This is a genomic window from Hymenobacter sublimis, assembly GCF_023101345.1.
In the GTDB taxonomy this organism is placed as follows: Bacteria; Bacteroidota; Bacteroidia; order Cytophagales; family Hymenobacteraceae; genus Hymenobacter; species Hymenobacter sublimis.
In genome coordinates this window covers 2,447,464-2,472,677 of the sequence record NZ_CP095848.1, presented here as the reverse complement: position 1 = coordinate 2,472,677, position 25,214 = coordinate 2,447,464, and the positions used below count along the sequence as shown (strand labels likewise).

The 25,214-nt window shown below is 59.3% G+C and carries 21 protein-coding genes; 10 read left to right on the top strand and 11 right to left on the bottom strand.

Annotated features, from left to right (window positions below):
• Positions 1 to 39 precede the first annotated feature (39 nt).
• Positions 40 to 1,395: an Omp85 family outer membrane protein gene (omp85, locus tag MWH26_RS10315; RefSeq protein WP_247974208.1), complete on the top strand. Its 1,356-nt coding sequence runs from the start codon at positions 40 to 42 to the stop codon at positions 1,393 to 1,395.
• Positions 1,396 to 1,838: 443 nt separating this feature from the next.
• On the opposite strand, the gene MWH26_RS10310 is transcribed toward omp85, so the two are convergent.
• From MWH26_RS10310 to MWH26_RS10285, 6 genes are all read right to left on the bottom strand, one after another.
• Complete coding sequence (locus MWH26_RS10310; RefSeq protein WP_247974207.1) at positions 1,839 to 2,795, bottom strand: transketolase family protein; 957 nt, start codon at positions 2,793 to 2,795, stop codon at positions 1,839 to 1,841.
• 115 nt (positions 2,796 to 2,910) lie between these two features.
• Positions 2,911 to 3,672 carry a phytanoyl-CoA dioxygenase family protein gene (locus MWH26_RS10305; RefSeq protein ID WP_247974206.1) on the bottom strand — a complete coding sequence of 254 codons (762 nt, stop codon included), beginning with the start codon at positions 3,670 to 3,672 and terminating at the stop codon, positions 2,911 to 2,913.
• A gap of 122 nt (positions 3,673 to 3,794) precedes the next feature.
• Positions 3,795 to 5,192 carry a vWA domain-containing protein gene (locus MWH26_RS10300; RefSeq protein WP_247974205.1) on the bottom strand — a complete coding sequence of 466 codons (1,398 nt, stop codon included), beginning with the start codon at positions 5,190 to 5,192 and terminating at the stop codon, positions 3,795 to 3,797.
• 153 nt (positions 5,193 to 5,345) lie between these two features.
• A complete protein-coding gene (locus tag MWH26_RS10295; protein WP_247974204.1) occupies positions 5,346 to 6,248 on the bottom strand; it encodes a transketolase in 903 nt (300 codons plus the stop codon).
• A gap of 245 nt (positions 6,249 to 6,493) precedes the next feature.
• Positions 6,494 to 6,943 carry a thioredoxin-dependent thiol peroxidase gene (bcp, locus tag MWH26_RS10290; RefSeq protein WP_244696531.1) on the bottom strand — a complete coding sequence of 150 codons (450 nt, stop codon included), beginning with the start codon at positions 6,941 to 6,943 and terminating at the stop codon, positions 6,494 to 6,496.
• 112 nt (positions 6,944 to 7,055) lie between these two features.
• Positions 7,056 to 7,625 (bottom strand): lipocalin family protein, encoded by a 570-nt coding sequence (locus MWH26_RS10285; protein ID WP_247974203.1) that lies wholly within the window; start codon positions 7,623 to 7,625, stop codon positions 7,056 to 7,058.
• A 223-nt stretch (positions 7,626 to 7,848) separates the two neighbouring features.
• Between MWH26_RS10285 and MWH26_RS10280 the strand changes: the two genes are divergently transcribed.
• Positions 7,849 to 9,189 (top strand): NAD(P)/FAD-dependent oxidoreductase, encoded by a 1,341-nt coding sequence (locus MWH26_RS10280; protein ID WP_244696529.1) that lies wholly within the window; start codon positions 7,849 to 7,851, stop codon positions 9,187 to 9,189.
• Positions 9,190 to 9,513: 324 nt separating this feature from the next.
• Here the strand turns inward: MWH26_RS10280 and MWH26_RS10275 are convergent, their stop codons facing one another.
• On the bottom strand, positions 9,514 to 11,520 hold the full coding sequence (locus tag MWH26_RS10275) for a M23 family metallopeptidase (RefSeq protein WP_247974202.1): 2,007 nt from the start codon (positions 11,518 to 11,520) through the stop codon (positions 9,514 to 9,516).
• A gap of 373 nt (positions 11,521 to 11,893) precedes the next feature.
• A complete protein-coding gene (locus MWH26_RS10270) occupies positions 11,894 to 12,508 on the bottom strand; it encodes a fumarylacetoacetate hydrolase family protein (RefSeq protein WP_247974201.1) in 615 nt (204 codons plus the stop codon).
• 311 nt (positions 12,509 to 12,819) lie between these two features.
• On the opposite strand from MWH26_RS10270, the gene MWH26_RS10265 reads away from it, so the two are divergent.
• Genes MWH26_RS10265 through MWH26_RS20145 form a run of 3 tightly spaced genes read left to right on the top strand, consistent with a single transcriptional unit; the run spans position 12,820 to position 14,345 of the window.
• A complete protein-coding gene (locus MWH26_RS10265; protein ID WP_247974200.1) occupies positions 12,820 to 13,617 on the top strand; it encodes a M48 family metallopeptidase in 798 nt (265 codons plus the stop codon).
• A 24-nt stretch (positions 13,618 to 13,641) separates the two neighbouring features.
• Complete coding sequence (locus tag MWH26_RS10260; protein ID WP_244696524.1) at positions 13,642 to 14,211, top strand: hypothetical protein; 570 nt, start codon at positions 13,642 to 13,644, stop codon at positions 14,209 to 14,211.
• A gap of 2 nt (positions 14,212 to 14,213) precedes the next feature.
• Positions 14,214 to 14,345 carry a hypothetical protein gene (locus tag MWH26_RS20145; protein ID WP_262921937.1) on the top strand — a complete coding sequence of 44 codons (132 nt, stop codon included), beginning with the start codon at positions 14,214 to 14,216 and terminating at the stop codon, positions 14,343 to 14,345.
• Positions 14,346 to 14,400: 55 nt separating this feature from the next.
• Here MWH26_RS20145 and MWH26_RS10255 read toward each other — a convergent pair whose 3' ends face one another.
• The gene (locus MWH26_RS10255) at positions 14,401 to 15,111 is read right to left on the bottom strand and encodes an alpha/beta fold hydrolase (RefSeq protein ID WP_247974199.1); all 711 of its coding nucleotides are present in this window, start codon (positions 15,109 to 15,111) and stop codon (positions 14,401 to 14,403) included.
• A 76-nt stretch (positions 15,112 to 15,187) separates the two neighbouring features.
• The gene (locus MWH26_RS10250) at positions 15,188 to 16,573 is read right to left on the bottom strand and encodes a UDP-N-acetylmuramate--L-alanine ligase (protein WP_247974198.1); all 1,386 of its coding nucleotides are present in this window, start codon (positions 16,571 to 16,573) and stop codon (positions 15,188 to 15,190) included.
• Positions 16,574 to 16,964: 391 nt separating this feature from the next.
• Between MWH26_RS10250 and dnaB the strand changes: the two genes are divergently transcribed.
• Both dnaB and MWH26_RS10240 read left to right on the top strand, forming a co-directional pair.
• Complete coding sequence (dnaB, locus tag MWH26_RS10245) at positions 16,965 to 19,523, top strand: replicative DNA helicase (RefSeq protein WP_247977084.1); 2,559 nt, start codon at positions 16,965 to 16,967, stop codon at positions 19,521 to 19,523.
• A gap of 205 nt (positions 19,524 to 19,728) precedes the next feature.
• Entirely contained in the window at positions 19,729 to 20,127 is a 399-nt protein-coding gene (locus tag MWH26_RS10240; protein WP_247974197.1) for a response regulator, read from the top strand.
• 225 nt (positions 20,128 to 20,352) lie between these two features.
• On the opposite strand, the gene MWH26_RS10235 is transcribed toward MWH26_RS10240, so the two are convergent.
• The gene (locus tag MWH26_RS10235; protein ID WP_247974196.1) at positions 20,353 to 21,033 is read right to left on the bottom strand and encodes a hypothetical protein; all 681 of its coding nucleotides are present in this window, start codon (positions 21,031 to 21,033) and stop codon (positions 20,353 to 20,355) included.
• A 209-nt stretch (positions 21,034 to 21,242) separates the two neighbouring features.
• On the opposite strand from MWH26_RS10235, the gene MWH26_RS10230 reads away from it, so the two are divergent.
• The 3 genes from MWH26_RS10230 (at position 21,243) to MWH26_RS10220 (ending at position 24,990) form a co-directional block, all read left to right on the top strand.
• On the top strand, positions 21,243 to 21,602 hold the full coding sequence (locus tag MWH26_RS10230) for a winged helix-turn-helix domain-containing protein (protein WP_247974195.1): 360 nt from the start codon (positions 21,243 to 21,245) through the stop codon (positions 21,600 to 21,602).
• A gap of 326 nt (positions 21,603 to 21,928) precedes the next feature.
• Positions 21,929 to 24,478, top strand: coding sequence for a TonB-dependent receptor (locus MWH26_RS10225; protein ID WP_247974194.1), 2,550 nt, complete (start codon positions 21,929 to 21,931; stop codon positions 24,476 to 24,478).
• A 215-nt stretch (positions 24,479 to 24,693) separates the two neighbouring features.
• The gene (locus tag MWH26_RS10220) at positions 24,694 to 24,990 is read left to right on the top strand and encodes a hypothetical protein (protein WP_247974193.1); all 297 of its coding nucleotides are present in this window, start codon (positions 24,694 to 24,696) and stop codon (positions 24,988 to 24,990) included.
• The last annotated feature ends 224 nt before the right edge of the window (positions 24,991 to 25,214 follow it).

Genomic DNA, 25,214 nt, shown 5'->3' with positions numbered 1-25,214 from the left:
GTTGCCTTAGCGTTGAGCTGTCTGACTACACTTTACAAAATGAAACCACCCCGCCACATAGTTCTGGTGCTACTGTTGCAGGGCCTGGGCCTTACTGCCTGGGCCCAACAGCCCGACAGCCTGTCCTTTATCCGCTCCAAGCGCATGTCGGACGCCGACTTGGCCAAGAAGCGGGAGGGTAGGTTCGTCACCGGCCTGCCCGACCTCTCCTCGGACCCCGTGACGGGCTTCGGGGTGGGCATCAAATCCAATGTGTACTGGAACGGCACTCGTGCCAATCCCCTGTTCGCCTACACGCCCTACCTGGCTCACCTCAAGGCCAACGTAGCCTATTACACCACCAATGCCCGCGAGCTGTCTTTGTCGGCTGATGTGCCCTACTACCGGGGCTCGCGCTGGCGGTTTCGGGTCGACTTCAAGGCCCAGCAAAACCCCGCCAACCTGTATTTCGGCCTTGATGAAGCCACGCTGGGCCAGCTGCGGCTACCCTCGGAACCGGCCAGAACATTTGCTACCTACGCTGCCTACAACGCGGCCCGCAAGCAACTGCGGCCCGGCCAGGCCGGGGAGGCCTCCTTCGTCAGCGACGCGCTGTCGAACCGCTTCCGCGAAACCGAGTTTATGCTCAACCTCAAAGCCGACTACGCCCTGGGCAAAGGCCGGTGGCGGGTAATGGGCGGCTACGAGTTGCAGAATCTGCAGTACAAAACCTTTACCGGCACGCGCACCGAAGCCACCAATCCGGCCACCGGCAACGCCGAGAAGGCGCCCAACGGCAAGTCGCTGCTAGAGCGGGACTTCGAGCAGGGGCGAATTTTCGGCCTCAACGGAGGGTGGGTGTCCTTGATGCAAACCGCCCTTATTTACGACACCCGCGACTTTGACCCCGATCCTACGAGAGGCCGGTATTTTGAAGCGGCCAACGAGTTTTCAAATAAGCTTATTGGCTCGCAGTTCAACTTCAACAAGGTGTTCCTGCAAGGGCGGGCCTACCAGAAGCTACCCTTTGGCAAACGTACCGTGCTGGCGGGCCGGGCGGCGGCGGGCACTATTTTCGGCCGCGAAGCGCCGTTTTTTGAGTTCCAGGACCAGTGGAGCCCCGATGGTAGCATCAACGCGCTGGGCGGGCGGCAGTCCTTGCGCGGGTACCGCCAAAACCGCTTTCTGGCCCGCACGGTGGCCTTTACCAACGCCGAGCTGCGCGTGCGCCTGGCCGATGTGAAGCTGGGCAAGCAGAACTTCGGGCTGGGCGTGGCGCCCTTCTTTGATGCCGGCACCGTGCGCAACCGCTGGCAGGACCTGAGCTTCCGCGACATCAAGACCTCCTACGGCATGGGTGCCCGCGTCGCCTGGAACCTGTCCACCATCGTGTTCCTGGACTACGGCCGCTCCTAAGAAGACCAGCTGCTGTTCTTTGGTATCGGACAGGTGTTCTAGGCCGTGTGGAGAGTTCTGCTAAATGAATGCTCACACCAGTTAGGTCGTCATGCTGAGCGGAGTCGAAGCATCTCTACCTCTGGCTAACTCTATCGTGAGGGCGAAGCAGTAGAGATGCTTCGACTCCGCTCAGCATGAAGTGCTATTATGTTAATGTGTGCACACTCCCTATTCACAGCCCCTAGGCTACGTTTGGCAATTCGGTAAAGGTTTCTTGTCATTCCGACGAAGAAGGAATCTAGGTCGAACTCCAGGGGCTAACCCAGATTCCTCACTGCGTTCGGAATGACAACTGTTAAGCGCAGCTCACTTCTAAAGCAAATGATAGGCTGCCCAACACGCCACCGCCCCGGCTGCTACCAGAGCAACCGGGGCGGGGTTCTTTAGCTGGGGCTGGAAGCTTACTTCCGGCGGGCCATTACTTTCTCCACGGCGGCCACAATGGCCTGCTCGTTGAGGCCGTATTTCTCCATCAGCTGGTCTGGCGTGCCCGACTCGCCGAAGGAGTCGTTGACGGCTACCATTTCCAGGGGCAGGGGCTCCTCGCGGATGAGCAGCTGGGCGATGGAGTCGCCGAGGCCGCCGTTCATCTGGTGCTCCTCAGCCGTTACCACGCAGCGCGTCTTGCGCGCCGATTGCAGCACCAGCTCAGCGTCTAGCGGCTTGATGGTGTGGATGTTAATGATTTCGGCATTGATGCCTTTCTCGGCCAGGAGCTTACCCGCCAGGATGGCCTTCCACACCAAGTGGCCGGTTGCGAAAATGCTTACGTCGGTGCCTTCATTGAGCACAATGCCTTTGCCTACCTCAAACTGCTGGTCGGCGGGGGTGAAGTTGGGCACTACCGGGCGGCCAAAGCGCAGGTACACCGGGCCTTCGTAGTCGGCAATGGCGATGGTAGCGGCTTTGGTCTGGTTGTAGTCGCAGGGGTTGATGACGGTCATGTGGGGCAGCATCTTCATCATGCCGATGTCCTCCAGAATCTGGTGAGTCGCCCCGTCTTCGCCCAACGTCAGGCCCGCATGCGAAGCGCAGATCTTCACGTTCTTGCCCGAGTAGGCAATGCTCTGCCGAATCTGGTCGTAGACGCGGCCGGTGCTGAAGTTGGCGAAAGTGCCCGTGAAGGGAATTTTGCCCCCGATGGTAAGGCCGGCGGCCAGGCCCATCATGTTGGCTTCGGCAATGCCCACCTGGAAGAACCGGTCGGGGTTGTCCTTGATGAAGGCATCCATCTTGAGCGAGCCAATGAGGTCGGCGCAGAGCGCTACCACGTTGGGGTTGGTTTTGCCCAACTCTTGCAGGCCCGCGCCAAAGCCGCTGCGGGTATCCTTGGATTCGGTGTAGGGAAAGTCTTTCATAAGGTAGGAACTTGGGGTCTTAGGGACTTAGGGTCTTATTTTTGGTTTAGAAGAACGTCATGCAGAGGCGCAGCCGAAGCATCTCGCGTGTTGACGTTGTGGTAGTGATTCAACATCAGCACGCGAGATTCCTCGCAGGCTCGGAATGACGTTCTTTAGTGGGGTGCAATTCCAGCCGCTCCCGCCACTGCAATCCATTGGGTAGTTCAGCGGTGCTGAATTCCAGATGAATCACACGGCGCGGGTGGGGGCTGGTGCTGCGGTTGGAAGCGTGCAGGGTAAGGGGCTGCATGAGCATCAGGCCGCCGGCTGGCACAGGGCAGGTAACCGCCTGGGGCGTATAGCTAGAATGCTCCTCATTCAAGATGACGCCGTGGCGGTGGGAGCCGGGCACCACGCGCAGGGCGCCGTTGGTTTCGTCGCAGTCGTCGAGGTGAAGGCGTAGGGTGATAATGCTTTCCAGAATGGCGTGGGGAGGCCGTACCGTTACCTCGTCGCCTTTGCTGCTCCAGGGGCCGTAGCCGAGCAAATTCAGCCGTCGGTCCACGCTAATCATCACGTCTTGGTGCCAGGCCACCAGCCAGTTAGAGCCGGCTGGCTTATCAAAGTAAATAGCTTTGGTGAGGTGGGGAGTAGCATTCGGAAACAGCGCCGCCAGCACTTCCCGCAGCCGGGGCGTCAGGAGTTGCTCCCGTAGCTGCGGAATCTCGCCCAGCAGGTTGCGAATGGCAAACACGTCCTGGCTACGCCGGAAGTTGGATGAAGTGGCTTCTGCTGCCTCGATGGTTTCGAGCAGAGCTGCTACCTCTACCGGGGAGTAGATGTCGGGTAAGGTTGCGTAGCCTTTTTTCCGTAAGTGTTGAACTGCCCCTGGCATAACGTCATGCAGAGCGCAGCGAAGCATCTCGCATGGCGTCGTTGCAGGCGTCAGCACGCGAGATGCTTCGCTGCGCTCTGCATGACCGTTCTCGTTTATCTTCTTCACTGGTGCAGTATTTCTCATCTCCCGAAAATGCTGACCGAGCTGGTTTGGCCCGGCCGGATGGTGAAGTTGCGGACATCGGTGAACTTGCTGCCGGTGGCAGTTTTGGTGCGAAACACCAAGCGGTACGCCCCCGGCTGCATCGGGAGGTTAATCTTGCTGCTACCCCCGTCGGGCAGGTTGTACACCCACGTCTGCGACTCGTCGTTATTGAGCCGGTAGATGCTGCCGTAGCCCTTCAGGTCCGACACGATGTTCAGGATGCCGGGCGCTTCGTAGGTTACGGGCGTTTCCTGGCCCTGCTTCACCGAGATGCGCCGGATCTGGCGGGGTAGGGTCAGCAGCTCCACCTCGTAATTGCCGGCCAGCAGCTTTTGCCGGCTCCCGAATGGTAGGGCCACCACTGTAGCCGGGTTGCCCTGGGCCCGCACTACCGCCTGCACCGTACCGTAGGGGTTGGGCGAGAGGCCGGGATTTTGGAGCCAGAGGGTGCCCTGAGGCGTTTTGTACGTGAGCACATTGGCCTTGCCGGGCCGAATGGGCAGGTTCTGCTGGCGTACCGGCGGCACCGTGTTAATGACCAAATCGTAGCTCTGCAGGGCGTCGATGTCGAGCACGTCGGGTTTGCCCTGGGCGTCGCGGTAGTGCACGTAGTTGTACTCCGGCTGCTCCGTGACGTTGTTCAGGAAGGTCATGTTCACATTCGACTCTACTGGCCGGCCGGCCTCATCGGTCAGGTTGACGGCCACTGTGGTTTTGGCCAGAGTCTGGGCCACTACATCGTTGAGGATGGTGCGAAAGGTCTTCACATCGGCCGCGTTGTAGTACTGCCCCAGGCATTCCAGCTGCTTGCCAAACTCCCGCTCGGCCCCAATGCCAATTACGAACGGCTTTAGAAATACGTGCTTGCGCTGCAACGCTAGGGCCGTGGCACACGGGTCGCCCTTGCAGGATTCCAGGCCGTCGGTAATCAGAATCAATACGTTACGCGCCGTACGGTCAACTGGAAAGTCCTGGGCCGACTGCAAAAGCGAGTACGTAATGGGCGTGTTGCCTTTGGGCTCAATGGTTTTCAGCCGCGCTTTAATGGCCCCCGCGTTTTTGGGCGCGAAGGCCACCTCTAGCTTCGAGTCCTCGCAGTTGTTTTCCTTGTTCTCGTGCTGATGCCCGTAGGCGCGCAAGGCTAGCTCCAGGTTGGGGTAGGCATTGAGCGAGTCCACCATCTTCGAGAGCAGGTTCTTGGCCACGTCCCAGCGCTGCTGCCCTTCCCAGGGTGCCCGCATCGAACCCGACGCGTCGAGCACGAACAAGATACGGGTAGTCCGGGGCTGAGTAGGGGCTACGTTTTGGGCACGGCTATGCCAGGGAGCCAGCAGGCTCATGAGCAAGCACGCAACCAAAACCAAGTAGCGCATTTCAGGCGAGGAGTAAAAGAGCGGCTATGCTGAGCGGAGCCGGAGGCGCAGTCGAACCATCTCTACCGCTTCGTTGGATGATTGGAGTTAGCCAGAGGTAGAGATGCTTCGACTTTACGGCCGCCAGATCAAGCAGGACAGACGCGTAAGATATTAGTAGTCGCCTGCCTTTTCCACTGCTAGCTGCTGCAGGGCCTTCTCGAGTTGCTCGTCGTTCGGGGCCACGCCGTGCCACTTGTGTGAGCCCATCATGAAGTCGACCCCGTAGCCCATCTGCGTGTCCATCAGCACCATAATGGGCTGGCCCTGGCCGCTGAGCTGCACAGCTTCTTCGATGGTGGGTAGCAGTTTTTCGAGGTCGTTGCCGTCAGTTTCGAGCACGCGCCAGTTGAAGGCTTCGAACTTGGCACGCAGGTCGCCGAGGCCGCCGATTTTGTCGGTGGGGCCGTCAATCTGCTGACCGTTGCGGTCCACGAAGGCAATTAGGTTGTCGACTTTGTGGTGGGGGGCGTACATGGCCGCTTCCCAAATCTGGCCTTCTTCCAGTTCCCCGTCGCCCATCAGCACAAATACCTTCCGGTCGTCGTTGTTGAGTTTTTTAGCTTGGGCGGCCCCAATGGCTACGCTCAGGCCCTGACCCAGGGAGCCGGAAGCCACGCGTACGCCGGGCAGGTGCTCGTGGGTAGCAGGGTGGCCCTGCAACCGGGAGTTCAGCTTACGGAAGGTAGCCAGTTCGCCCACGGGGAAGTAGCCCGAGCGGGCCAGCACCGAGTAGAATACCGGCGAAATATGACCGTTGGAAAGGAAAAACAGGTCCTGCCCAACGCCGTTCATGTCGAAGGGCTCGGGCGTGTGCTTCATCACTTTGAAGTAAAGCGCCACCAGCAGATCGGTGCAGCCCAGTGAGCCGCCGGGGTGACCGGAGTTCACGGCGTGCACCATGCGCACGATGTCGCGCCGCACTTGCGAGGCAATTTGCTTGAGCTCGGCTACGGAAGCGGTAGCATCGGGAGCGTGGGTTTCGGAAGATGCGGCAAATGAAGTGTCCTGAGCCATGAGTTCAGTTAGGAGTTAATGGGAAAGCAAAGGTAGGAAGTTGGGCGAAGGGGAGAGGTGATATGCCGTGGGCTTGTTCGGGCGGGGCACCCCACCTCACGGCCCTTCTTCGGCGGAGAGGCAGGAGCCCGACGACTGACGGCAGCCAACCGGAGAGGTGGTTCACAGGAAAACCTAGTAAAGGAATTACTACCGCCGTAGCCCACAAAAAAGCCCCGCCGAAACAGGCGAGGCTTCTACGTTTGTTACAGCAGCTGGGCCGCGTGGTTCTTGGTATCGACTTTGGTAATGACTTTTTCAATACGGCCCTGCTCGTCAATCAGGAAGGTGTAGCGCATGGTGCCCATGTACTTGCGGCCGTACATCGATTTTTCCTGCCACACCCCGTACGCTTCCGCTAGCTTCTTGTCGGCATCTACCAACAGCGGGAACGGTAGCTCGTACTTGGCGGCGAACTTCTGGTGCGACTTTTCCGAATCGATGCTCACGCCCAGCACCTGAATGCCGGCCCCGAGCAGGCTCTGGTAGTTGTCGCGCAGGTTGCAGGCCTGGGCCGTGCAGCCCGAAGTGTCGTCCTTGGGGTAGAAGTAGAGAGCTACTTTGCGGCCCGCGTAGTCCTGGAGGCGGTGGATGGTGCCGTTTTGGTCGGGCGCTTCAAAGGCCGGAGCCTGTTCGCCCACTTGAGGTAGTGCCATGGCGCGAAGGTAAGAGGAGTAGCGAAATAGTGAGTTGTGACATGGTGAGTTTGCCATTCTGTAGGCGCAACTGGTGCGGTTTGAACAGAAAACTCACTATATCACCAACTCACTACTCACCTACCGGCTGGGGCGTGAACAGGAGGTTTTCGACGGGGAAGCCCAGGTCCTGGGCGTGGGCTACCAGCCGGTCGCGGATGCTGCGCTCCAGGTGCGGGGTGCGGCTTAGTAGCCACAGGCTCTTGCGGCCAGGCTCGCCTACCAGGGCGTAGCGGTAATCGGAAAGGTCCAGGTCCAGAATCCAGTAGTCGCCCTCGAAGGGCCAGAAGAACTGCACTTTCAGCTTGCTGTTGGTGCTGTCCACGGCGCGGGCCGTGGCGGTGGCCGTTTCTACGGGGCCGTTGAGACTTTCCTTATGGCAAGTATTCACTACCCTCACTTTGCCACCGGGTTGCAGCTTATACTCGGCCGTAACGTGCTGGCAGCCTTTCTCGAAGCGGGTGGGCAGGCGGGCCACCTCGTACCACAGGCCCATGTACTTGTGCAGGTCTACGTGCGGCACGGTGGGTAGGGGGGCGTGCAGTTTGCGGCGGGCGTAGGTGTACGCGGCCACGCCGGTTGTAACCACGGCGGCCGCGGCGGCAAACAACACCGGACGACGGCGTTTGAGCAGGTTAGCCATAATAAGAAATAGGTAGGAAGATGCCTCCAGTACGGGCCAGCTGGCACGGGGGATGCCCGCGCGGCCCGGTCCCGGAGTGTTGGGGCCGGATATTACCTCTAAATCAGGAAATAGGACCCTGGGCCAGATGGTTATGGACGGGCGAAACCCGGGGCAGAGTCGACAGTAGCAGCCGGTTTGTGCGCCCGACCGTATAGTTGGTAGCTATTCTTCCTTTCCGCTTATGCTGCACCTGGAACAACTCTCGCTCAATATTCCGGACACGACCAAGCCCCGCGTGGTGGTAATTGGTGGTGGTTTTGGGGCCGTAAACCTGACCAAGTACCTGCCCGACGACCAGTTTCAGGTAGTAATGCTCAGCAAGCAGCATTACTACGGCTTCTGGCCCCTGCTTTACCAAGTGGCTACCGCCGGCCTGGAACCCGAGTCCATTGCCGAGCCCATCCGCAAGCTCTTCGACGACCGGAATGATTTTCACTTCCGCTTCGTGCGGGTCACGGCCATCAACCCCGCCGCCAAAACCGTTACTACCCTTATCGGTGACGTGCGGTACGACTACCTGGTTATTGCTACCGGCACCAAGTCGAATTACTTTGGCAACGAGCAAATCAAGCACAACTCCTTCGGTCTTAAAAACCTGACCGACGCCGTGAACCTGCGCAGCCAGCTGCTGCAAAGCTTCGAGCAGGCCAATATTACCAAGGACCCGGCTCAGCGCCAGAGCCTGCTCAACATTGTTATTGCCGGGGCCGGGCCCACGGGCGTGGAGCTGGCCGGCTCCCTGGCCGAAATGCGGCGTCATGTGCTGCCCCGCGACTATCCTGGCCTCGACTTCCGGCTGATGAACATCTACCTCGTTGATGGCCTCGACCGGGTGCTGCCGCCCCTCTCCCCCGAATCAAGCAAAAACACGCACAAGTACTTAGAGGAACTAGGCGTCAGCATCAAGCTCAACAAGCTGGTGTCATCGTACGACGGCGAAACCGTGACGTTCAAGGATGGGGAGCAAATTCAGACCCACACCTTGGTGTGGGCCGCCGGGGTAGCTGGCGCCACCGTGGAGGGGCTGCCTCCAGAGTCTCTGGAGCGAGGCCGTTACCTGGTCAACCACTTCAACCAAGTGCTGGGCTTCGAGGATATTTTCGCCATCGGCGACATTGCCCTGATGAAGTCGGAAAAGTGGCCGAAGGGTCACCCCCAAGTGGCTCAGCCGGCCTTGCAGCAAGGCCGGCTGCTGGGCAAAAACCTGACGCGCCAGCTTCGCAACCAAGCCTGGGAGGCGTTTGAGTACTTCGACAAAGGCTCCCTGGCCATTGTGGGTCGCGCCCGCGCCGTGGCCGATTTACCGGGTAACAGGAGTCTGAAAGGCTTTATTGCCTGGGTAGCCTGGCTGTTCGTGCACATTTACTACCTCATCGGCTTCCGTAGCAAGCTGATTGTCATGACCAACTGGCTCTACCGTCTCTTCACCTACCAGCGCGGCACCCGCATCATCATCCAGCCCTACGTGCAGCCCGGCGACAAAGTGGGCGAAGAATTCGTCCGCCAACAAACCGTCGATTAACTGTCATCCCTCACACCTGCGTTTCTCACCCCTGTCATTCCGAACGAAGGAAGAAACCTGAGTTAGCCTCACTATCGAAACCCAGATTCCTCGCTCCCGCTCGGAATGACAAAGAACAGTTTGACGTTTATTTAGGAACTGTCCTCCGGAGCCCCGCGAAGGACCTTATCACGCTTGTACGAGTCGTAGCAACTGACAATCGTGTTACTGTAATGAGGTCCTTCGCGGGGCTCCGGATGACAGAAGCAGCTTTGAAATCGAGCAAAACAAAGGGCGGCTTTCCTGCTAAGGAAAGCCGCCCTTTTAAGTGGCTGACAAGCCAGTTTATAGTGTTACGTGAATAGCCTTTTCATTGCCAGCCTGGTCGGTGAGGTAAAGGGTAGCCGGACCACGCAGGGCAGGGCCCAGCTTATCGTCGCGCTCCGTGAACAGGGTGGAGTTCTTGTGCTCAAAACGCAGCAGATGAAACTGCCCGTTGACTTCCAGCTTGTAGCTAGCCAGACCCGAGAGGTCGTCGCCAACCTTGAACACTACCCCTGCCGCGCCCCGGCTAATCAGGCGGCCGGAAGGCGGAATGGTATCCGTAAATAGTCGGAACTGCCCGAAGGTTTTGATGGGAGCCGTGATGGTGTTGCCCTGCCACTTGCCGCCCACATAGGCCTTGCCGCCCTTGGCCGTAACGGCGTAAATAGCGGTGCGGCGCGGGTCCGCTACGGGTGTTTCGGGCTTCAGGGTGAGGGCCAGGGTTTCGAACAGGGGAGTGCGGGGTTGTTGCACCGTCCAGAGGCCCGCCTTATAGCTGGTTTGCACATACAGCGTGTCGAACAGCGTGTGGGGGCTAAAGCCCAGGCTGAGGTTGGCCGTGGAGAAGCCATATTCCTGCCCCGCCGGAATCTGAGCCTGGCGCTCAAACCGCTTCGTGATGCGGCCAAACTGCAGGGAATCGGGGCGGCCGGCACGCAGGTCGTAGAGGTACACGTTCTGGCTCTGCTCGGTGTAGCTGGGTTTGAGGGTGAGGCGGCGGTTGCCCCTGAACAGAGTCAGGTTGCCGCCCACGGCGGCCGTATCGGGGTCGGCCGCTACGGCCACCAGCAGGTTGCGGCTAACATCGTAGCGCAGGCCCGGCGTTTTCACGGCCGCCGAGCGGGTTTTGCGGTAGGCCGGCTCCGTGCCGCGCAGCACAAAGCGCAGGGGTGTGCTGTTGCCGTACGAATCACTCATCCGGATTTCCACGCTGTAGAGCTTGCCGGCTTCTACCCGCAGCTTGCCCTTGCTGGGTCCGGTTTTGTAGATGCTCAGCTCGTTGCCATCATCCACAAATAGCTTTTCCAGCTGCCGGCCCTGGGTAGCGCGCCACTCGTAGTCCATGTGCTGATTAACCTGCCGGGAGCCGAGTGGAAACGGAATATTATCGACGACGTGACTGTACAGAGGCTGGCCGTTCACCTGCACTTCTACCTTCTGAAACCCATTCTTATTCCAGGCCTGGTCGAATCGGTCGAAGCCCTGCACCAGTAGGCCTACCGTGCCATAAGCAGGAATCGTGTCGGCCCACACGTAGCCACCCCCGCCCGGCAACGGCGGGGCCTTGGGCACGAACACGGCTTTGCCAAAGCGGCCCTGCACGCGCGCATCAATGCCTAACGCCTCCACCGCAAAGGCTTGCAGGCTAGGAGCTACGTGGTCCTGGACTTCCTGGAAGCCGCCCCACTGCAGCGGGTTCAGCTGCCCGCCTTCGGCCGTGCGCACCTCCCAGTGCAAGTGGGGGCCCGCTGAGCCGCCCGTATTGCCCGACAGCGCCACTACCTCGCCGCGCTTCACCGGAAACTGCTCGGGCTTAAAGAACAGCTCCAGCTCGTAGGTTTGCTTCTGGTACTGCTGGCGGCGCATTTCTTCGGCCACGGGCCCCTTAAAGTGGTTAAGGTGGCCGTACACCGTCGTCAGGCCGTTGGGGTGGGTGATGTAGAGCACGTTGCCGTAGCCGAAGCTGCTCTGCTTCATGCGCGAGATGTAGCCCTCGGCCGCGGCGTATACCGGCAAGTCAACCCGGCCATCGGTCTTGATATCGAGGCCGCCGTGGAAGTGGTTGGGCCGCAGCTCGCCCATGCTGGCAGCCAGGAAATTCTGCTGGCCCGGCTTGATGGGGAAAAGGAAGTAGCCGGGAGCAACCGGAGGCACGGCAGCGGGGGTAGCAGACGGCTGGGCAACCTGGGGTTTCTCCGTTGAGTCGGGCTCCTGGCCCCCACAAGAAGCGGGCTGCAGCCCCAGCAGCAGAAAAGGAAGGGCCACGCTCAGCAGGCGGCGCGACCGGTTAGTCAACAAAACAGGCATTCAACAGAAAAGGAATTCAGCAACGGAAAAGGGGTGGCCGCCCTCGGCGACCGGGCACGTGCTAGCCATTATCGTGCCTTCCCCGGACGGACAGCCACCGAATAGGGTTACACAAGTACGGGCTATTGAGACGCGACAGGTAGCTACATCACCCTTCGATTCGCGCTTCGGTAGTACAGCAATTGGGAGCTTAACAGCCCACTGCTGGCCCTGCCGAGCAGCGCGAAGAATTTGGCTTACCTGCTTTGCCAAAACCAGATTCCTCACGTTGCTCGGCAGAGCACGCCACACAACCTCAGCACCAACGAGATGTAAACTGACGATTGGCCTAGCCACCCGGGGCGCCTCTCGAGTTCGGCAAACGCGGTAAACCTTACTTTACGGCCAGGTCCAGCAGCTTCTCGCTGGCCAGGTAGCCGGTCAGCTGGTCCCCAATTTTTACCGGACCCACGCCGCTGGGCGTGCCCGTGAAAATAAGGTCGCCCATTTTCAGGGTGATGAACTGGGAGATGTAGCTGATGATTTTATTGAAATCGTGGAGCATGAGGCTGGAGTTGCCCTGCTGGCGCACCTCGCCATTTACTTCCAGCCGGAAATCGATGTTCTTGAGGTCTGGGAAATCAGCTACGGATTTGAATTCCTGCGAGATAGGGGCCGAGCCGTCGAAGCCCTTGGCCAGTTCCCAGGGTAGGCCCTTGCTTTTGAGTTTGCTTTGCAGGTCGCGGGCCGTGAAGTCGATGCCCAGCCCAATGGCATCGAAATAGGTAGGAGCAAATTTCTCCTCGATGTTTTTGCCGTTTTTGCACACGCGCAGCACCAACTCAATCTCGTGGTGGATGTCCTGGGAAAAATCGGGCATGAAAAACGGCTGGTTGCGCTGGAGCAGGGCCGTATCGGGCTTGGCGAAGATGACGGGCGCGTCGGGTGTTTCGTTCTGAAGCTCAGCGATATGTTCCGCGTAGTTACGGCCGATGCAGAGGATTTTCATGAGGTAGAAAGGCTTGCGTAGTAAGTAGGGGTAGGGGTCGGAAGGAAACTGAGCGGGCAGAAAAGCGTGCTGTGGCGTAGCAAAGCAGCCTGGCTAACCCGGATTCATTCAGGGCAAAGTCCTCAAAAGTAGCCTTAATTCGCGGCGCCAAAAAAGCAAAATTCGTCCCTGCGCTCCGGCTGTCGGTGGTGCTGCAAACATTTTGCCCGCCGCCTCACGTATAGCATTCCATCTACTGCCTGCTACCCCCGCCCAAAACCCAAGCGGAGCGGTAGCCCCGCTCTTGTCTCTGTCTTCAGCACCTTTACCACATGAAACTCCCTCAAATTGCTCTGGCTAGCTGCCTGTTTCTGGCTAGTGCCTGCGCCACCGTACCTATCACCGGCCGCCGGCAGCTCAGCCTCGTTTCCGACACCGAAATGAACACCATGGCCGCCACGGAATACCAGAAGGTATTGGCTTCCAGCCAGGTAGTAAACAGCGGCAACGAGGCGGCCATGGTGAAGCGAGTGGGCCAGCGCATTCAGCAGGCCGTGGAAATGTACTTCCGCCAGCAGAATGCCCAAGCCCAACTGGAAGGCTACGCCTGGGAGTTTAACTTGCTGAATGATAAGCAGGAAAACGCCTGGTGCATGCCCGGGGGCAAGGTGGCAGTGTACACCGGTATTCTGCCTATCACTCAGGATGAAACCGGCCTAGCCGTGGTAATGGGCCATGAAATTGCCCACGCCGTAGCCCGCCATAGCTCCGAGCGAATGAGCCAGCAGATGGCCGCCCAGGGGTTGGGTGGGGTCTTGTCAGCGGCTGTGGGCCAGAGTCCCACGGTCACCCAGAATGTGTTCCTGCAGGCTGTGGGCGTAGGCTCCTCGCTGGGCATGCTCAAGCACGGGCGCAGCCAGGAGTCGGAAGCTGACCACTTGGGGCTTATCTTTATGGCCATGGCTGGCTACAACCCCGACGGTGCCGTGGCGTTCTGGCAGCGCATGGACGCCCGGGAAAACAGCGCTTCCCCACCCGAATTCCTTTCCACTCACCCCTCAAATGGCACGCGCATCGCTGACATCCAGAAGCAGCTGCCCGAGGCTCGCACGTACTATAAAGGCCGTTAAGCACGGCCCGTTTATCTAGCTCGAATGAATCGTTTTCTGCGTTTATTATTTTCCGGCTTGGCGGGAGGAGCACTGCTGGTAGGCGGGCTGAGCGCCTGCGAAACCACCAAGCGGGGCTTTCCCGAAGTAAGCTCGCCCTCCACCGACCCCGATGCCGTGAACCGTCGGAAGCTGGAAGCCAGCAGCAAGCAGGTGGCGGAAGTAGCGGAAGGAAAAATCCGCTACATCGTGCCTCGGGAGCAGCTTTCTGCGGCCTTCACCCGGCAGTTCGGCGACGGCACGGCCATCGACAAAACGGTTATTCGCAAAGTACAGGAAACGGCCAAGGACAAGGCTGTGTACTACCTGGTAGGCATGGGCTTGCGCAACGGCATGTTTCGGGCCATGGCCCTGCCCCTGCAAACTTCTTCTGATAACAGCCTGTACCTAAGCTCGAATGCGGCCCGCTACATCATCACGGGGGTAGGCTGCACGTTTTGCTTTTTCAACTTCGAGAAAAACGAAATTGTGGGCACCACCTGCGAGGAAAACACCGGCGGCAGCCGCTGCGACCTGCGCGTGGAAGAAACCAACGGCTTTTTTCAGCGTCGCTAGCCATGCTCAGTCGGAAATGGATTCTGCGCCTCTCCCTTACGGCCCTGGCCCTGCTGGTTACTACCGACCGGCGCAAACCGAAACCCGTGCCCCCAGCACCCCGCCCCGACGACCAGGACAAGCAAACTGAATAAGAGAAAAGCCCGCCAACTGGCGGGCTTTTTCGTGCGTGAGCAGTAGTGCTACTTATCAAATCATACCTTCCTGTACCGTTTCCACGAAGCGGGCAATGCGGTTAACCAGTAAGTCAGGGTTTACCTTTTCCAGGGCGTGGGGCGTGTTCATGATGATTTCGAAGGTAGCGCGGGGCATGTGGTCGGCGAAGTGGCGGGAGGCATCTACGCCGGCCGTTTTGTCCAGCTCCCCCACCAGTACCTGTACTGGTACCTCCAGCTCAGAGAGCTTGGCGGGGGTCAGCAGAGGTGCTTCCCCGAGGTTACGCAGCATGGCGCTGGTGGCGGTTAGTAACTCGGGCAGGGGGGTAGGGGCATGCAGGCGCGTAAGCTGCTCCACAACTTGCGGCGCTTTTTCGCGCATGGCCTCGGCATCGAGCCGGCGCATCTCCCCCAGGGCCGTGGCCGGCGACCAGTCGAACTTGGTGCCCAGGGTAGTGATGCTCCGAAACAGCTCGGGCGCGGTTACGGCGGCGCTCAGGGCGGCGTAACCGCCCATGCTATAGCCAAATACATGTACCGGTGGCAAGCTTTGGCGCTGGATAAATTCCGTTACTTCCTGGGCAAAGCACTTCATCGTGAAGTCGGCCGCCGCCAGGGGGCGGCCGGCGTGCCCGGTAAAGGAAAAGGAGTGCACCGCGTAGAAAGGCGGCAGCTCCCGGGTTAAGAATTTCAGCTGCGCTTCTGAAGCCAAGGCCCCATGCAGAAGCAAAATAGTGTGTTGCATGTCTTGATTCCGACAGCGGTAACGGGTGCCTGATCCGCCCCCACAAGGGAGATGAGCGGGTACCCGTTGCCTGGTGCTACTTTGTCACTTCGGTGGCCAGTTGGGTCAGGTCTAGCCCGTCAAACGTGCCCGAGGTCATCATCAACAGGTTCGCGTTCTGCCAGTTCTGGGCGTGCAAGAACTCGGCTAGCTGCCGGCTGTCGGTAAACACGTGCAGGTCGGGGCGCTGAAAGGCTTGCTGCACGGCTTCGGGGGGGAGGGGCGGCAGGCGCTTGTGCTCCAGCACGTGGGGGTTAAAATACACCACGGCCACGTCGGGCGTGTCAAAGGTATGGGCGTACTGGGGCAGGAAGGCCGGGTTAAGCGAACTAAACGTGTGCAGCTCCAAGCAGGCCACCAGCTTGCGCTTCGGGTACTGTTTCTTGAAGGCCGTGGCCGTGGCTTTCAGTTTGCTGGGCGCGTGGGCGAAGTCCTTGTACACCACCGAGTCCTCGCCTTCGCGCACGAGTTCCAGGCGGCGGGCCGCGCCCTTGAAGGAACCTAGAGCCTCGTAGAAGTCCTTGCCCTTGATGCCCAGTTGCTTGCACACTTCCTTGGCCGCCGAAATGTTGCGCAGGTTGTGCTCCCCGAACACCTTCACGGGCACCTCATCGTCCTTTTTGGTGATGAGGAAGGTCTTGCCCTCGCGGATCACGTGCTCATGCGGGCCGTAGCCGATGTAGGTAACATCGGGGTTGCTGGGCACGGTCACGAGCTGGACCTGCTCGTCGTCTTGGTCGTAGATGAGGGTACCCGCTTTGGGCGTCATCTCGGCGAAAATCTTGAACTGCTCGCGGTAAATTTCCTCGGTCGGGAACACGTTGATATGGTCCCAGCTGATGCCGGAAATCACGCCAATGTGGTGCTGATACAGGTGGAACTTAGGCCGCCGGTCGATGGGGGAGGAAAGGTACTCGTCGCCCTCAATGATGATAATGGGCGCGTCGTCGGTGAGCTGCACCATCAGCTCAAAGCCCTCCAACTGGGCGCCTACGGCGTAGTCGAACTGCCGCTGGTGGTAGCGCAACACGTGCAGAATCAGGGAGGTAATGCTGGTTTTGCCGTGGGAGCCCCCAATCACGACCCGCTGCTTGTTGCGGGAAGCTTCATAAATAAACTCCGGGAATGAGTACACCCGGAGTCCCAGTTCCTGAGCCCGCAGCAGCTCCGGGTTGTCCGGGCGGGCGTGCATGCCCACAATCACGGCGTCGAGGTCTTGGGTTATCTTTTCCGGAAACCACCCTTCCGTCACCGGTAGCAGTCCAGCCGTGGCCAGGCGGCTTTTAGCGGGCTCAAAAATTTCATCGTCGGAGCCCGTTACCTGGGCCCCGCGCTGGTGCAAGGCCAGGGCCAGATTATGCATAATACTGCCCCCGACGGCAATCAGGTGCAGACGTTGGAGCGAAGAAGGAGTAGCAGTCATTCAATATATAGGTAAGCAGGCGGCAAAGGTAAGGTTTCGGGTGAAGTGATGGGTGACGGGGTGAATCGTGACAAGTGACAGGTATAGTAGGTAAACTGCTTTTGTCACCACACCCTATCACCTACCCCTGGTCACTTGTTGCCAGCCACCACACAACAAAAAGAAACCTTTCCCACCCCTTCCAGATTGTAGGACTCAGCCGTTAGCTTTGTACCCCTTTGCAAAAATGGGCGGTGAGTGGGAGGAAATATCCCGGTGCTCAGCTACAAACCGCCCAACCTGCTTACCTTGTAGTGCTTACCTAGTGATGAACGACCGGATGGATGACCGCCTGAAACTATCGGCCTCGCGGGCCAAAGCCGCCTGGAGCAGCCGCCCCGCCGCGGTACCCATGGGAGGGCCGGCCGGCAAGCTGCCGCCCCAGGCCCTGGAGCTGGAAGCCGCCGTACTTGGGGCCCTGATGTTGGAGAAGGATGCCCTCACCACCGTAATTGATATTCTCAAGCCCCAGAGCTTCTACAAAGATGGGCACCAGCGCATCTTCAAGGGCATTCTGAACCTATTTGACAAGTCGGAACCCATTGATATTCTGACTGTCACGCACGAGCTGCGGGAAATGGGGGAGCTGGAAGCGGCCGGAGGGGCGCACTACGTGGCCAACCTAACGTTCAAGGTCAACTCGGCGGCCAACATTGAGTACCACGCCCGCATCATCACCGAAAACGCCATTAAGCGCGAGCTAATTCGCATTGCCAGCGACATTCAGCGCGACGCCTTCGAGGACACGACCGACGTTTTCAACCTGCTCGACAGCACTGAACAGTCCTTATTTGAAGTGTCCGAATCGAACATTCGGAAGAACTTCGACGACATGCGCAGCCTGATGGGCAAGGCCATTAAGGAGCTGGAGGAAAAGAAGGACCAAAAGGATGGCCTGACCGGCGTGCCCTCGGGCTTCTCGGCTCTGGACCGGGTAACCAGCGGCTGGCAACCCTCTGACTTGGTGATTATTGCGGCCCGGCCTGGCATGGGCAAGTGCCTCGGCAAAGGCACCAAGGTGCTGATGTTTGATGGCACGCTGCGCAACGTGGAAGACGTGCGGGCCGGCGAACTGCTGATGGGCGACGACTCGACTCCGCGCCGGGTGCTGAGCATTGCCCGCGGCCGGGAGCAGATGTACTGGGTGCGCCAGAACAAAGGCGAAAACTACCGCGTCAACGAAAGCCACATTCTGTCCCTGAAGCGGAGCCGCACCGAAGGACCGCACCGCCACGGCGACGTGCTCAACATCACGGTAAAAGAGTGGCTGACAAAATCCGAGAAGTTTCGCTCTAATTACAAAGGCTATAAAGTAGCCGTGGAGTTTGCCGCCCAGCCCGTGCCGGTTGACCCGTATTTCCTAGGGCTATGGCTCGGCGACGGCTCCTCACACAACTGCCGCATCACGGGTCAGGATGCGGAAATCATTGAGTACCTGCATGAGTACGCCGCCGAGCTGGACATGCAAGTGACAGTAGGGGTAGTAGAAAACCGTTGCAACAGCTACGGCATCACCCGCGGCCGGCAGGGAGGTAGTCTGGCGCAGTATTCCTTGCAAGACGAGTTGCGTCAGCTGGGTGTACTTGGCGACAAGCACATTCCACAAGCCTACCTCAGCAACAGCACCGAAAGCCGCCTGCGCCTGCTGGCCGGCCTGATTGATTCCGATGGGCACCTGGACCCAGTATCCAACGGCTACGAAATCACGCAAAAAAACCACCGACTGGCCCGCCAAATTAAGTTTTTAGCTGATTCGCTGGGCTTCCGTACGTCGCTAAAAAAGAAGAGGGCCGCTATCAGTGCCCGTGGCTACGAGAGTGAAGTGTACCGCGTGCGCATCTACGGCGACATCAACCGGGTACCGGTACGGGTGGCGCGCAAGCAGGCCCAGCCGTGGGCCAGCAAGGTTGATTGGCGCCTGACCGGCATTTCGGTGGAGGCGGACGGCGAGGATGATTACTACGGGTTTAGCATTGATGGTAACCGCCTGTTTCTGCTTCAAGACATGACCGTGACCCACAATACGGCCTTCGTCGTATCGGCCATGCGCAATGCGGCGGTGGAGTTCAAGAAGCCAGTGGCCATCTTCTCGCTGGAAATGTCCTCGTTGCAGCTCGTGAATCGTTTGATTTCGGCGGAAGCGGAACTGGACTCGGAAAAGATTAAGAAGGGCAACCTAGCCGACTACGAGTGGGCCCAGCTGAACCACAAGATTTCGGCCCTATCCTCGGCCCCGATTTACATTGACGATACGCCGGGCCTGAGCATCCGGGAGCTGCGCACCAAGTGCCGCCGCCTCAAGGCCCACCACGACATCCAGATGATCATCATCGACTACCTGCAGCTGATGACGGGTAACACGGATGGCAAGGGTGGGGGCAACCGTGAACAGGAAATTGCCTCGATTTCGCGGGCGCTCAAGGGCATTGCCAAGGAGCTGAACGTGCCGGTGCTGGCCCTTTCCCAGCTTTCCCGCTCCGTGGAAACGCGCGGCGGCGACAAGAAGCCCCAACTCAGTGACCTGCGTGAATCAGGTTCTATTGAGCAGGACGCCGACATGGTAATCTTCCTATACCGACCTGAGTACTATAAGATTACGGAGGATGAAATGGGCAACCCTACCCAGGGCACTGGTGAGGTAATCATTGCCAAGCACCGAAACGGCTCCTTGGAAACCGTGCAGCTGAAGTTCATTGGCCGCTTCACCAAGTTTGCTGACCTGGACGGGGCCGGCGGCTTTGGCGATGCGGGCTTCAACCCCGGGGCCTTCCCCAGCAGCACCTTCGACGACGACCAAACCGGCTTTGCCCCGAACACCATCCGACTGGGCTCCCGCATCAATAACGATGGGCCACCGCCCGCGCAGCCCTTCCCGCGCAGCACCTTTGATGATGGGCCGCCGCCCTTTTAACTCCTCTTTCTGCAAGCGCCAGCTGGTTTCCGGCTGGCGCTTTTCGTTGGTACCCTCGGCGCAGTGCCACGGCGCTACGTAATGTTAGGCTACATCAGGCGCAATAATTACGTGAAAAGTACCCTGTAAATCCGTGTTTACGCTGATATAGGAATATAGTATAAAGGCGACTTTTGGCCTGGCGTTATTGCTTTCAGCTCTGGTTATGCTTCCCTTTCACGTACTCCTGATAGAAGACGCCTGTATTTTTCAGTACGGACTGAGCTGGCAACTCGCAGCCTGGGGCTTCCAGCATGTGGTAGTGGCGTCAACGAGCCAAGAAGCCGTGCGAGCGGCTGCCCGGCAGCGGCCAGACCTTATCCTTGTTAGCGCAAGCCTGAAAGGAACTCCGGGCGGTCTGGAAACAGTCCGGCTGATTCAGCAGCAGTACGCAAGCCTGATTCCGGTGCTGGTACTCCAGGACCACCGGCCCGGTGGGGAGCCACAGATGCTACCCTCGCAGTTGTTGAACTATCGTTGCCTACCCAAGCCGCCCACTGTGGAGGAACTGCAAGAAGGAGTTGAGCTAAGCATCCGTGACCTTGCCCTAGTGACGGTAAGCTAACTAGCCGACGTAATGAGCGTACCCGCTCACTCCACGTTTAGCTGTTGCGCTGAACGTGGAGTGAGCGTACCCGCTCACTCCACGTTCAGCGCAACAGCTAAACGTGCAGCCGCCCGCACCAGCTAGAAATGCCCAATAGCGGAAGCAAAAAGGGCCGCGGAAACTATTTCCGCGGCCCTTTCTAGGGAATCAAGTAACTGGTTGGGCTAGTACCGCCGGAAGCGGCTAGACCCCGCTCCCGAAATCGGAGCTGCTGCCGGACGTGCCGCGGTAACCTGTGCTCCGGCTGCTGGAGGCGGAGTGGTCGTTGTAGTCGGAGCCGGAGGAATAGGTAGAGCCATCAGAGTTGTAGCTGCCAACCCGGTTTTCATTTTGCCGGTCGGAACTGGCTCCGGCGTTACGGTTCGGGCCCTTATCCATGCGGCGGCTCTCGTCGACTTGGGAAGAGGTAGAATAGTCGGAAGGATGCACCCGGCTACCGGAACGGTAGTTCTGGTTGGGCCGCTGCGACTCGGTGCTGCCAGCGTATTTGCTGCCATACTTGTTGCCCGATTTGCCAGAAGGCTTGTCCGACGACTTGCCGGAGCGCACAGCCAGGTAGCTTAGGCCGGCCAGCGCTACTGCGCCGGCTACTTTTTGGGTGGTGGTCAGTTTGGTGATTTGCTCCCAAGAGTTGGGCAGAAACTCACGGACGCCCTGGGGCAGTTGGTCAACAATTTTTTGCAAGCCAGCTTGTTCCATCCAGTTCTTGGCTCCGCCAGATTGCTGCTGATTGGAGGCATTGCTAGTAGATTCAGCGCCTGACTTTTGCTGGGTGCCAGCGTTTTGTTGCGCGTTCTGGGGCTGATCAGCTGCGGACGAGCCGGCCGCCTCGTTGGTAGGAGTGGCAGATTTAGTAGGTTCCATGCAGTTGAATTGCGTTAAGGGGTAAACGGATAGCAACAGCCAGTCTGACTGCTTGCTACCCTATGCGCAAAAAACGGCCTGTAGGTTGCAGATGAGGTTATGTTTTTTCTGATTTAGATGCTACTGCACTAGGCTGTGCGCCTCATGTAGGCTGTCATTTTCTTGCTGCGGCTGCAATTTCAAACTCTGCGCCCGCACATCTTTACGGCATGAAAAACCTGCTCCGTAACGACCTAACGTTCCGCCTCAACGGCCGCCTTTGGGTAGAAACTCCCGACGACCGGTTCATGGGAATTGGTAGGCTGGAGCTGCTCACCCTCATTCAGGAGCACGGCTCTATCTCGAAGGCGGCCCAGCAAATGGGCATGTCGTATAAGCGGGCCTGGGACTTAGTTTCCTCCTTCAACGCCCAGAGTACTACCCCTTTGGTGCACACCCAAACCGGCGGCAAGCGCGGCGGCGGCGCCGAAGTTACCCCCGAAGGCCAGCAACTCATCCAGGAGTTCCGGGCCTTGCAGGATAGGTTCCAGGAGTTTCTGGCAGCAGAAGAAAAGAGGTTACTATTATAAGAAGGTACTGCCCCACAGAACGTCATGCAGAGGCGCAGCCGAAGCATCTCGCGTGCTGCTAGTGCCAAAGCATTGGTCATGCTGAGCTTGCCGAAGCCTCTCTACCGCTGACTAACTCAATCGTGGGGGCGGAGCGGTAGAGAGGCTTCGACTACGCTCCGCATGACGGTCTTTTCTTGTTGCCAAGATTCTTTTGGCACCTCTAACCATTTCCGATTTCTAGCGTTATGTTTGGCAAAATATAACGCATGTCCAACGCTACGCTTCCTCTCCTGCATTCTGCGAAATTCCCGTTACTGCTGCTTGGCAGCTTGCCGCTCGTGAGTGTGGCTCAGCAGAATTCGCGGCCGCTCCGGCAGCCAGCGCTAACGGACACGACGCGGCTGGGGGAGGTAGTGGTGGCCGCTTCGAAGGTGGAGGAGAGCATCTTACAGTCGCCGGTGACGGTGGAGAAGCTCACGGCGCGGCAGCTGCGGCTCACGCCGGCTCCGTCGTTTTTCGAGGCCATTGAGCACGTAAAGGGCGTGCAGGTGATTACGCCGAGCCTGGGCTTCAAGGTGATAAATGCCCGAGGCTTCAGCAATACCACCAACGTGCGCTTCGTGCAGCTCGTGGATGGCATCGACAACCAAGCGCCCCACATCGGCGGACCCATTGGCAACGTGCTGGGGCCGAGCGACCTGGACATTCAAGCGGTAGAAATAGTACCCGGTACGGCCGCCGCGCTTTACGGGCTGAACGCCATTAACGGGTTGGCAAATTTCAGCACCAAAAACCCCTTCCGCAGCGAGGGGCTGAGTCTGCAGCAGAAGGTGGGCGTGAACCACATCAGCGACCCACACACCGGGGCCCACGCCTTTGCCGAAACCAGCGTGCGCTACGCCAAAGCCCTGAGCCCCAAGTTGGCCTTCAAAGTAAATGGTACCTACCTGCGCGGCTACGACTGGATGGCTACGGATCAGACCGACATCAACCCCAATGGCAACGCCACCACCGGCCTGTTTGGGCCCGATAATCCCGCCCGCGACCCGGTAAGCAGCTATGGCAACGAATCCTCCAACCGCTCGAACCTCACGCTGGGCGGCAAAACCTACCAGGTGGCCCGCACCGGCTACCAGGAGCAGGACGTGGTAGACTACCGCCTGCAAACTGTGCGCTACGACGCCGCGCTGCACTACAAGCTGACGCCCACGGCCGAGCTAGTCTATACCTACCGGGGTAGCAACTTCGATAACGTGTACCAGCGCAGCAACCGTTTTCAGCTCACCAACTACCACCTCCAGCAGCACGCCCTGCAATTGACCACGCCCGTGGTGCAGGCCCGCGCCTACTTCACCCAGGAAAACACCGGCCGGAGCTATAACCTGCGCTCCATGGCCGAAAACCTGGACCGTAGCTTCAAGCCCGATGCCCGCTGGAACCAGGACTACACCGCCGCCTGGAACGCCGCCACCCAGGCCGGCCAGACGGTAGCCCAGGCCCACGCCGCGGCCCGCACCGCCGCCGATGCCGGCCGCCTGCAGCCCGGTACGCCCGCGTTTCAGCAGCGCCTGCGGGAGCTAGCCGACATTAACAACTGGGACCAGGGCGCGGCCCTGCGCGTGCAAGCCGACCTGCTCCACGCCGAAGGGCAAGTGAACGTAGGCGAGGCGTTGCGGCGGAACGGCAAGCTTCTGCCGGCCTGGGCCGACGTGTTGGTGGGCCTCGACCACCGCACCTATTTTATTCAGCCCGACGGCAACTACTTCATCAACCCCGAACGCGGGGAGGACCCGTACAGCACGCTCACGTACGGCAAAACTGGCGGCTTTGTGCAGGCCGGGGCGCGGGTGTTCCAGGAGAAACTCCGCCTCACGGCTACCCTACGCGCCGACAAAAACGACTACTTCACTACCCGCTTCAACCCGCGCCTGACGGCCGTGTACTCGCCCACCCAGCGCCATAACTTCCGGGTAAGCTACCAGAGCGGCTACCGTTTTCCGAGCTTGTTCGAGGGCTTTTCCAACGTGAACAGCGGGCAGGTAAAGCGCATTGGAGGGCTAAGGGTAATGTCGGATGGGGTGTTTGAGAATAGCTACCTGCGCAGCTCCATCGATGCGTTCAGCGCGGCCATCACGCGCGACGTGAATACGGGCGGCCTCACCCGCAGCCAGGCTATTGCCAAAAACCAGGGCACCTTGGTAAAGAACCCCTACACCTACCTGAAACCTGAGCACATCAAGTCCTTGGAGCTGGGCTACAAGGCGGCCCTGCTACCCGACGGGCGCCTGCTGGCCGATGTGGATTTCTACTACAACACCTACCGCGACTTTATTGCCCAGGTAGAAGCCTACGTGCCCGTTAACGCGGCCGGCCAGCCCCTACCCACCGGCACCGACCTCAGTACCATTGCCACCGCCCTGAGTGCCCGCGCCGGTCAGGCCCGGTACCGCCTCTGGACCAACTCCCAGAGCCAAGTCTACAACTACGGTGGCTCCCTGGGCCTGCGCTACGACGTAGCTGGCGGTTACCTGGCCGGGGCCAACGTCACCTACACCCGCCTCGACCGCACCGAATCGGCCGACGGGCTGGAAGACGGCTTCAACACTCCACGCTGGGCCTACAACCTCAGCCTGGGCAATGAAGATGTTTATAAGCGCTTTGGCTTCGGGCTTAACTACCGCTGGCAGACCCGCTACTACTCCCAAACCTTCCTGGTAACGGGTTACGTGCCCGCCTACAGCACCCTCGATGCCCAGGTTAGCTACACGGTGCCGACCCCTAACCTGCGCTTTAAACTTGGCGCCAGCAACCTGCTCAACCAGTACTACGTGAGCTACCTGGGCGGCCCCAGCGTGGGCGGCCTCTACTACCTGCAGGTAACCTACGGACTGTAAGCACGGACCTACTGCGCTTGTCGGGTTGCCGTGTAGTAGAAGGGTAGGGTCTGGGGCACTGCTTTAGTAAGCCGCATTTTAACCTGTTTTTATTAAATGCATCATTGATGCATATGTAATTTTTATTCTACCTTGCATCTCATTATGTGGAAACAAGGGTAGTGCGTACAGGGCGTAGAGTCATAGCGTGGTGGCTATTAAGCCTGCTACTTCGGGTGTTGGCACCCGAGGCCGCTGTCCTGCGCCTGCACTTCCACCAGCACACCGAAGATGTGCCCCTGACCAGCAGTACGGTTACGTTGGGCAAGCACAAGGCCCTGCTTTCGGCCAAGCATCAGCACTGCTTTGCGGAGCAGTTGTACAATGCCCCTTTCCAGCCGGCGGTGCCCATTAAGCTGCCGGAACCCGTGCGCCTGCTGGCCTATGCACTGTACCGGCCCCAGGCCCCGGTGTGCCGAGCCTCCCACCTGCTGGATGGGGCTTCTCTGCGCGGTCCGCCGGCCCACGCCTAATTCTTTACGGGCTTTTGCTACCCCTCGGGGCCGGGCAACCTGCCGGGTCTAGCCGGCTGCGCTGATATTTCCGCGTCCGTAGTGGCCTACGCCCTTTTTCTGGCGGCCTGCAAGCAGGCTAAGGGGGCCCTGCTGCTTTGCAGCGGGTCATCCGGCGCGCTAGGCATGTAACTGCCTACCTCTTCTTCCTTCGTTTTTCTGGTTCATTATCAGGAGCTGACCTT

Bases quoted from the DNA above. Each gene is read 5' to 3' on its own strand.
- MWH26_RS10275 (WP_247974202.1), bottom strand. From the start codon at position 11,520: ATGCCTGTTTTGTTGACTAACCGGTCGCGCCGCCTGCTGAGCGTGGCC.
- MWH26_RS10300 (WP_247974205.1), bottom strand. From the start codon at position 5,192: ATGCGCTACTTGGTTTTGGTTGCGTGCTTGCTCATGAGCCTGCTGGCT.
- bcp (WP_244696531.1), bottom strand. From the start codon at position 6,943: ATGGCACTACCTCAAGTGGGCGAACAGGCTCCGGCCTTTGAAGCGCCC.
- MWH26_RS10295 (WP_247974204.1), bottom strand. From the start codon at position 6,248: ATGGCTCAGGACACTTCATTTGCCGCATCTTCCGAAACCCACGCTCCC.
- MWH26_RS10230 (WP_247974195.1), top strand. From the start codon at position 21,243: ATGAAAAACCTGCTCCGTAACGACCTAACGTTCCGCCTCAACGGCCGC.
- MWH26_RS10255 (WP_247974199.1), bottom strand. From the start codon at position 15,111: ATGCAACACACTATTTTGCTTCTGCATGGGGCCTTGGCTTCAGAAGCG.
- MWH26_RS10310 (WP_247974207.1), bottom strand. From the start codon at position 2,795: ATGAAAGACTTTCCCTACACCGAATCCAAGGATACCCGCAGCGGCTTT.
- MWH26_RS10285 (WP_247974203.1), bottom strand. From the start codon at position 7,625: ATGGCTAACCTGCTCAAACGCCGTCGTCCGGTGTTGTTTGCCGCCGCG.
- MWH26_RS10270 (WP_247974201.1), bottom strand. From the start codon at position 12,508: ATGAAAATCCTCTGCATCGGCCGTAACTACGCGGAACATATCGCTGAG.
- MWH26_RS10235 (WP_247974196.1), bottom strand. From the start codon at position 21,033: ATGGAACCTACTAAATCTGCCACTCCTACCAACGAGGCGGCCGGCTCG.
- dnaB (WP_247977084.1), top strand. From the start codon at position 16,965: ATGGGAGGGCCGGCCGGCAAGCTGCCGCCCCAGGCCCTGGAGCTGGAA.
- MWH26_RS10240 (WP_247974197.1), top strand. From the start codon at position 19,729: ATGCTTCCCTTTCACGTACTCCTGATAGAAGACGCCTGTATTTTTCAG.
- MWH26_RS10260 (WP_244696524.1), top strand. From the start codon at position 13,642: ATGAATCGTTTTCTGCGTTTATTATTTTCCGGCTTGGCGGGAGGAGCA.
- MWH26_RS10280 (WP_244696529.1), top strand. From the start codon at position 7,849: ATGCTGCACCTGGAACAACTCTCGCTCAATATTCCGGACACGACCAAG.
- MWH26_RS10250 (WP_247974198.1), bottom strand. From the start codon at position 16,573: ATGACTGCTACTCCTTCTTCGCTCCAACGTCTGCACCTGATTGCCGTC.
- MWH26_RS10305 (WP_247974206.1), bottom strand. From the start codon at position 3,672: ATGCCAGGGGCAGTTCAACACTTACGGAAAAAAGGCTACGCAACCTTA.
- omp85 (WP_247974208.1), top strand. From the start codon at position 40: ATGAAACCACCCCGCCACATAGTTCTGGTGCTACTGTTGCAGGGCCTG.
- MWH26_RS10265 (WP_247974200.1), top strand. From the start codon at position 12,820: ATGAAACTCCCTCAAATTGCTCTGGCTAGCTGCCTGTTTCTGGCTAGT.
- MWH26_RS20145 (WP_262921937.1), top strand. From the start codon at position 14,214: ATGCTCAGTCGGAAATGGATTCTGCGCCTCTCCCTTACGGCCCTGGCC.